Source organism: Armatimonas sp. (assembly GCF_031410135.1).
In the GTDB taxonomy this organism is placed as follows: Bacteria; Armatimonadota; Armatimonadia; order Armatimonadales; family Armatimonadaceae; genus Armatimonas.
In genome coordinates, this window is record NZ_JANNYP010000839.1 from 1 (window position 1) to 6,409 (window position 6,409).

7 protein-coding genes and 1 pseudogene are annotated in these 6,409 nt (G+C 56.8%); 3 read left to right on the forward strand and 5 right to left on the reverse strand.

The window, feature by feature from the left end; translation table 11 throughout:
* The 3 genes and pseudogenes from RMO15_RS30365 to RMO15_RS30375 form a co-directional block, all read left to right on the forward strand.
* Positions 1-369 (forward strand): annotated as a pseudogene (locus RMO15_RS30365) (glycosyltransferase family 2 protein); the annotation flags it as partial.
* A gap of 103 nt (positions 370-472) precedes the next feature.
* Complete coding sequence (locus tag RMO15_RS30370) at positions 473-3,037, forward strand: EAL domain-containing protein (protein WP_309722069.1); 2,565 nt, start codon at positions 473-475, stop codon at positions 3,035-3,037.
* Between the two features lie 20 nt (positions 3,038-3,057).
* Positions 3,058-3,669, forward strand: coding sequence for a hypothetical protein (locus tag RMO15_RS30375; protein WP_309722072.1), 612 nt, complete (start codon positions 3,058-3,060; stop codon positions 3,667-3,669).
* Here the strand turns inward: RMO15_RS30375 and RMO15_RS30380 are convergent.
* Genes RMO15_RS30380 through hisA form a run of 5 tightly spaced genes read right to left on the reverse strand, consistent with a single transcriptional unit; the run spans position 3,656 to position 6,250 of the window.
* The gene (locus tag RMO15_RS30380) at positions 3,656-4,495 is read right to left on the reverse strand and encodes a hypothetical protein (protein WP_309722075.1); all 840 of its coding nucleotides are present in this window, start codon (positions 4,493-4,495) and stop codon (positions 3,656-3,658) included. The genes RMO15_RS30375 and RMO15_RS30380 overlap by 14 nt on opposite strands.
* 9 nt (positions 4,496-4,504) lie before the next feature.
* A complete protein-coding gene (locus RMO15_RS30385; RefSeq protein WP_309722078.1) occupies positions 4,505-4,846 on the reverse strand; it encodes a hypothetical protein in 342 nt (113 codons plus the stop codon).
* A gap of 2 nt (positions 4,847-4,848) precedes the next feature.
* On the reverse strand, positions 4,849-5,187 hold the full coding sequence (locus RMO15_RS30390; protein ID WP_309722081.1) for a hypothetical protein: 339 nt from the start codon (positions 5,185-5,187) through the stop codon (positions 4,849-4,851).
* Positions 5,188-5,190: 3 nt separating this feature from the next.
* A complete protein-coding gene (locus RMO15_RS30395; RefSeq protein ID WP_309722083.1) occupies positions 5,191-5,511 on the reverse strand; it encodes a hypothetical protein in 321 nt (106 codons plus the stop codon).
* Between the two features lie 4 nt (positions 5,512-5,515).
* Entirely contained in the window at positions 5,516-6,250 is a 735-nt protein-coding gene (gene hisA / locus RMO15_RS30400; protein WP_309722086.1) for a 1-(5-phosphoribosyl)-5-[(5-phosphoribosylamino)methylideneamino]imidazole-4-carboxamide isomerase, read from the reverse strand.
* Between the last annotated feature and the right edge of the window lie 159 nt (positions 6,251-6,409).

Genomic DNA, 6,409 nt, shown 5'->3' on the forward strand with positions numbered 1-6,409 from the left:
TCGGGCGAGGCGCAGGTGGTCTACGGCTCACGTTTTGCGGGCAAGGTCGAGAACATGCAGCCCGCCAACCGGCTCGCTAATTTTTTGCTTACCAACACGGCGAATCTGCTCTTTCCGGGCGCACGCCTCACCGACGAAGCCACGTGCTATAAAGTCTTCAAGATGGATGTTCTGCGGCAGTTTACGCTCAACTCCCAGCGTTTTGACTTCTGCCCAGAAGTGACGGCAAAAGTGCTCAAGCGTGGCATCAAGATCCACGAGCTGCCCATAAACTACCGTGCGCGCACCATGGCGCAGGGCAAGAAAATCCGCCCCTCGGACTTTCTGCAAGCTCTTTGGACCCTCGTAAAATATCGCGCTTTAAACTAACGAGACACTTACTAAATACCGACCATAGAACGCAGAAGTGCTCATGCGTTCTTTACACACAAAAGTAGTCATTTTACTATCTCTTTGCTTTCTCTGTTGTTCTATGGGGCTCTTTGCCTGGCAGAATCAACAGCGACAAGCACTTGGCCATGCGGCCTATCTGCTCAATGTCGAAGCACAAGCACGCATTCATCGCCTCCTTGAGCTGACAGGGGCTCCGCTGACAAACTACTGCCAAACGGTTGCCCAACAAAAAGACCTTACGGATTTTCTGGCAGACCCGCTTGCGCTCCCTGAGGGACTAGATGGAGTCTGGATCTTTGATAACAGCGGCGAGCGTCTCTACACGCAACAAAAGCACAATAGTATCGCACTGACCTGGGCAGCTATCCGAGAGCAGCTTAACAACAACAATAGGCGTTTTTTCATCGAGACACCCCAAGGGCTTTTGGAGCTTCACCGAGCGAGCCTGCCACAAGACGCGGGAGTTGTCTTCGCAGGGAAGCTCTGGACAACCGAGGTACTCAAGCAGATTGAGGGAATCTCGGGCAGCACGGCAGCACTCTGTCGTCGCTCACATGCGCCTCTGGAGGATCTCGATGAAAAGGGGCGAGCACAGCTAGAATTTCCTCTTGATTCTCATAATCCCCATGCAACTTTGCACCTAAGCTTTCATGTCCCGAGCCTTCAGATGCAGCACGAAGCCTTTCAAGCCACGCCCATCTGGCTGTTTCTCTTTAGTACCGCCCTACTTCTCGTCCTTTCGATTGCTCTCTACCACTGGATCAGCTTCCCCCTTAGACGTCTGACAGCCGCTCTACGTGAGCAGAGCCTAGAGCCTCTGGCAACCCTAAAGCCGGACACGCAGGAAGTTCATGAGCTGGCAGGAATGGTACGCGCTTTCTTTGCCCAGCGTCAGACCATTCAGCAAGACCGCGATCTTTTAGAAGCCCGTGTGGAGGAGCGCACTCAGGAGCTGAGCGATGCCATCTACTCCATGTCGGAGACACAGGCACGCCTCAAGGCTGTTTTAGCCAACTTACCCGTGGTTGTCTTTGCACTAGATGATCAGGCCAAGGTGACGTTCTTTGAGGGCCAGGGGATGAACAGTATTGGAATTATCACTCCCCAAGTGGTGGGACGATCCATCTACAGACACTTTCATTTCCGTCGCACCTCCGAGTATGGACGCTATATCGAGGATGTTCTGACGGGAGAGAAACGCGCTTGGACGATGCCACTTGGGCCTCGTTCCTTTGATGTGCAGTGTAGTCCCCTTCGAGGCGAGAATAATCAGGTGGTGGGAATTATTGGAGTCGCGCTGGATGTCACTGAGCGTATACATGTCGAAGACCGTCTTGTCCATCAGGCCAAGCATGATGCCCTCACCGGGCTCCCAAACCGGCACTTCTTTCAGGAGCGCTTGGAGCAGGCGCTGGCTCGGGCGGCTCGCGATAGTCGCCAGGTCGCGCTCCTCTTTCTGGACTTGGATAACTTCAAGCTGGTTAATGACACGCTGGGCCATGCAGCAGGCGACCAGCTCCTCCAGCAGATTACCCTGCGCATTCATGGGCTCCTGGGGCCTGGCCGTATGCTCGCCCGACTCGGTGGTGATGAGTTCACGATCCTGGTAGAGCACTTCTCGTCCCCTACCAATGTGGAGCAGCTTGCAGAGCGCATTCGGATGGTGATGGAAGAAAGCTTCTTACTGGAGTCACAAGAGATCTTCTGTCGTAGTAGCGTGGGCGTGGTTTATAGCAACCCAGAATCAACCGTGGGTGAGATGTTACGCAACGCCGATATCGCCATGTACCGCTCCAAAGAGAAGGGCAAGGGCCGACATACCACGTTTGATGAGAGCATGAACCTTCACTTACAGGAGCGCCTTGCCCTCGAAGCCGACCTGCGTCATGCCCTCCAAAACGATGAGCTGATGCTCTACTACCAGCCGATTATCTCCCTGGAAAGTGGCCTAATGGTAGGAGTCGAGGCGCTCGCGCGCTGGGAGCACCCTCGCTTAGGAACCATTCTCCCCTCACGCTTTGTGGCAATTGCGGAGGAATCTGGCCTCTCCAGTAGCCTGGATTACTGGGCGCTGCGCACCGCTTGTCGCCAGTTTGGGATATGGAACAAACAGATAGAGACTCCTCTCAATATCAGTGTTAATATCTCCACCCGGCAGTTTCAGCGAAGCGATCTAGACCGCGCCGTACAGATGATCTTGGCAGACACGGAGCTAGCCCCACAGAAGCTAACCCTAGAGATCACTGAGGGCGTGATGATGCAAGACCCCACCGGTGCCAGCGACATTCTAGGGCGCCTCAAAGCCCTCGGAGTGCAGATCGCCATTGATGACTTTGGAACGGGCTACTCCTCGATGGCCTATCTGAGTAACCTGCCGATAGACACGCTCAAGATTGACCGCTCGTTTATTACCCACATGACGGATCAAAAAGAAAATGTGGCCATTGTCGAGGCTATTATTCATCTGGCGCGTGCTCTCTCCCTGAAAGTAACGAGCGAGGGCGTGGAGACTGCCGAGCAGGTTAAGGTCTTGCAGTGGCTCAAGTGCCATCAGGTGCAGGGCTACTTCTACTCCAAACCTCTGACCCAGAGCCAGCTTGAGAAGCTTATCTTTCAACCTAAGGCCCTTAAGAAAGCGGCATAACGTGCTACAATAGGGCTATTATGACTCCTTTTCTCGTTGCTCTCTGCTTACTCTTCCCGCAACCACCCGCCGCGCCTGCTCCCAATAAAGCGGCTCTTGTGGTTCAGGAGCAGCTTGTCGAGCTTAGCTTGCTTCAGTCGCTGGCTCCGCTCAAGCTCACGCCCGAGCAGATCGGCAAGCTCTTGCCTGCGCTCAAAAAGGCACGTGAGAGTGCTGTCGAGCTCAACAAGCAGGACGATGAAGACCTAGTGCGGATTGGCTCCGAGGTTGCCAAAGCCCGTGCTCAGGCCATTGCCGGGGGCGGCGTGCCCGATACCATTGAAAAGCGTGTTCTGGAGATGCAGCGCCTCGCCGCCTCACGCCGCCTGGAGACCACTCGCAAGACGGTCAAGACGATCTTAGAGCCCCTTCGGGAGCTTCTTACGGAGAGCCAGAAGAGCGAGATTGAGAAACAGAGTGAGACGTTCTATGGCGGCAAGCGTGTTCCCAAAGAGTACGCCAAAGATCCCAGCAAAGCCCCCAAAGACGTCGTTCAGGAGCTTGCAATCTCGGCCTATATTGAGCGTACGCTACTCTTTGACAAGACCATTGTCTTGCTGGAGCTGATGAAAGCGGCCCCTAAACCGGAGTAACTTCCGCAAGCGGAAGGCGAAAAAGCTCACGTTGCTCATTGCCGAGCAGGAGGGTCTGGTTGTCCAGAAAACAGAGCGCCTCGCACTGCTTGGCGCTCTCTAGAACCTGGCGCTTGACGGGCTTGCTGAGAAGCTTATCTCCGCCGCCGCGTGTCTCGAAGATCCAGACAGATGCCACGGGGAGATGCGCCAGCACCGCGAGATATTTTCCGTCGGGCGAGAGATCCGCGCCCGTCACCCAGCCGCCTAGCTTGCTGCGCTGATCCAGGCGCGTGAGCGTGTTCACCCGCTTAGGGTCTTCGCTATCCAGCCGGTAGAGCACGGTGCTATCGGAGGGGAAGAACGGTGAGCCTGCCATGCGGTGCTTGGTGAGTAGGTGCAGCTTGCCACGAAAGACAAAAACCGCCTCGCAGTCGAAGCGCCACTCGGTCTTTTTTGGGGGGAACTCCGTCTGATCGGGATAGGCCACCCGAATCTTCGTGGCCGTCACGGTGGACTTCTTCGGCGCGGGCTCGGCGAGCTTGTAGACGCAGAGATCATCGCGCTTGTTGTCGTTGTTGCCCAGATCCGAGATGTAGAGCGTGCCGCTCTCGCGATCCAGCGCGATATCTTCCCAGTCTTTATTGGCAGCGTCCTCGACCTCGACCTCCGCGACAAAGCTCCCATCCGCGCGGATGGCGAAAAAGCGGGAGCGGTCGCCGCTATCATTGTGTGCCCAGAGAATCCCTGGGTAGTGCTGGCTGGCACACAAGCCACTCAGCTCCGAGATGGCATCTTTTCGGATCGTCCCCGTGGGAATCCACTTGCGCTTTTTTGGCTCCTGCATCGCTACAGTTTACCGCCCCAGAGTCAGCTTCTGCGCATCGTCGGTGGTCTGGTAGTTTTGCGTCAGCTGCCGCTCCTCAACACGTTTCAGGCGCGCCTCCACCCCATCCAGCGCCGAGTCAAACGCCAGATCAAACTTGGTCGTCGTGTCTCGAAGCGCCAGCACCTGCTCTTTGAGAGCATTGAGCTCCGCACGCAGCTCCTCGCTTATCTGAGCCGTATTCCCCTCAAGCCCCTTGCGTGCCTTGATCTTCTCCATCTCCTGCCGGTGCCAGGAGGACACCCCAATGATGGAGATGATGCCTACAAAGATCACGAGCAAGATAAAAACGGCGATGATCTCTCCTCCCATCGCTACTGCTCCGATCTCAGACGTGCGAGGGGCTCGCCCGTCTCGGTGGTCTGATAGGTCTGGCTGAGCTGGCGCTCTTCCATGCGCTTCATCCTCGCCTCCATCGTATCAAGGGCACCATCAAAAGACAGATCGAACTTGGTGGTCGTGTCACGCAGGGCCATCACCTGCTCTTTGAGCTGCTGCACTTCAACTCGCAGTGACTCGTCCACTGACACCGTCGTGGTGCCTCCCTGCCGCACACGAATCTCTTCCATGCGCTCCTTGTGCTTGGCCCAAATGGCAACAATGGGAATGCAGAGCGCAATTATAGGAATAAAGACCGCGATTTCTCCTGTCATACTTTATTGCTCCGTTCGCAGCCGTGCGAGAGGATCATTCGCGTTGGTAGTATTGTAGCTGGCGCGCGTTTCCATCCGATCCACGCGCTCTTCCATGCGGGTAAGAGCGGCATCAAAAGACATATCGTAGCGCATGGTGGTATCGCGAAGCTGGCGCACTTCGTTGCGTAGCTCCTCAATCGTCGCCTGCATCGAGGCGTCGTTTGACTGCACTCCTTTTGCCCTGATCTCCGCCATCTTCAGGCGGTGATGTAAGATGGCTTTCATCCCAGCGTGCGCCCCGATAATCATTGCAAAACCTAGAAACATTGCCTCTGGTGGCACGGTACTATCCTCCTGCTGCTACCCGAAGGGCGTCGGCTAGCGACAGCCGCCCGGCATAGAGCGCTTTGCCCACTATGACAGCTTCCACGCCCCTTTGTTGCACGGCAGTGAGCTGTTCAATATCGGCAATTCCCGCCACGCCGCCCGACGCGATGACCGGCAGGCCCACAGCCTCCGCCAGCGCCGCCGTCGCCTCGACATTGACACCTTCCAGCATCCCGTCGCGAGCAATATCGGTAAACAGAAACCGCCGCGCCCCCAGAGCCGCCATGCGCTTGCAAAAGTCTTCTACCCGCTCGCCGCTGGTCTCTTTCCAGCCATGCGTCGCCACAAAACCGTCGCTGGCATCGGCCCCGATAATCACGTGCTCGCCGTACTGCTCCAGTATAGCGGAAATTGCCGCCGGGTTGCCCGCCGCGCTCGTCCCCACAATCGCCCGGCTCGCCCCGAGTGCCAGCATCGCCCCGACTTTCTCGGGCGTGCGCAGCCCCCCGCCGACTTGGACGGGAATACTGACCGCCGCGAGAATCGCCTTAATCACGGGATGATTGGTCGCCTCGCCGGTCTTTGCGCCGTCGAGATCCACGATATGAATCCGCGTCGCCCCGGCTTTCTCAAAGCCTAGCGCTGTTGCTACCGGATCGTCGGCGACTTTCTCGCTCGTCCCAAAATCGCCTTTTCGCAGACGAACTGCCTGTCCGCCAAACAAATCAATGGCAGGAATGATTTCTAATCTCATAGAGTTTCCCTCCCTCCCCCCGGCCCCCTCCCTCCCGATAACGGGAAAGGGAGGGGGAGCAAGAGGGGATGGGTTTTCCAACCCCCTCCCGTTATCGGGAGGGGGTCGCGAGGAACGAGCGGGGGGAGGGCCAAGGGCTCGATGCACTACGCCTGCTCC

Coding starts and splice junctions, on each gene's coding strand:
- RMO15_RS30370 (WP_309722069.1), top strand. CDS start 473: ATGGGGCTCTTTGCCTGGCAGAATCAACAGCGACAAGCACTTGGCCAT.
- RMO15_RS30375 (WP_309722072.1), top strand. CDS start 3,058: ATGACTCCTTTTCTCGTTGCTCTCTGCTTACTCTTCCCGCAACCACCC.
- RMO15_RS30380 (WP_309722075.1), bottom strand. CDS start 4,495: ATGCAGGAGCCAAAAAAGCGCAAGTGGATTCCCACGGGGACGATCCGA.
- RMO15_RS30385 (WP_309722078.1), bottom strand. CDS start 4,846: ATGGGAGGAGAGATCATCGCCGTTTTTATCTTGCTCGTGATCTTTGTA.
- RMO15_RS30390 (WP_309722081.1), bottom strand. CDS start 5,187: ATGACAGGAGAAATCGCGGTCTTTATTCCTATAATTGCGCTCTGCATT.
- hisA (WP_309722086.1), bottom strand. CDS start 6,250: ATGAGATTAGAAATCATTCCTGCCATTGATTTGTTTGGCGGACAGGCA.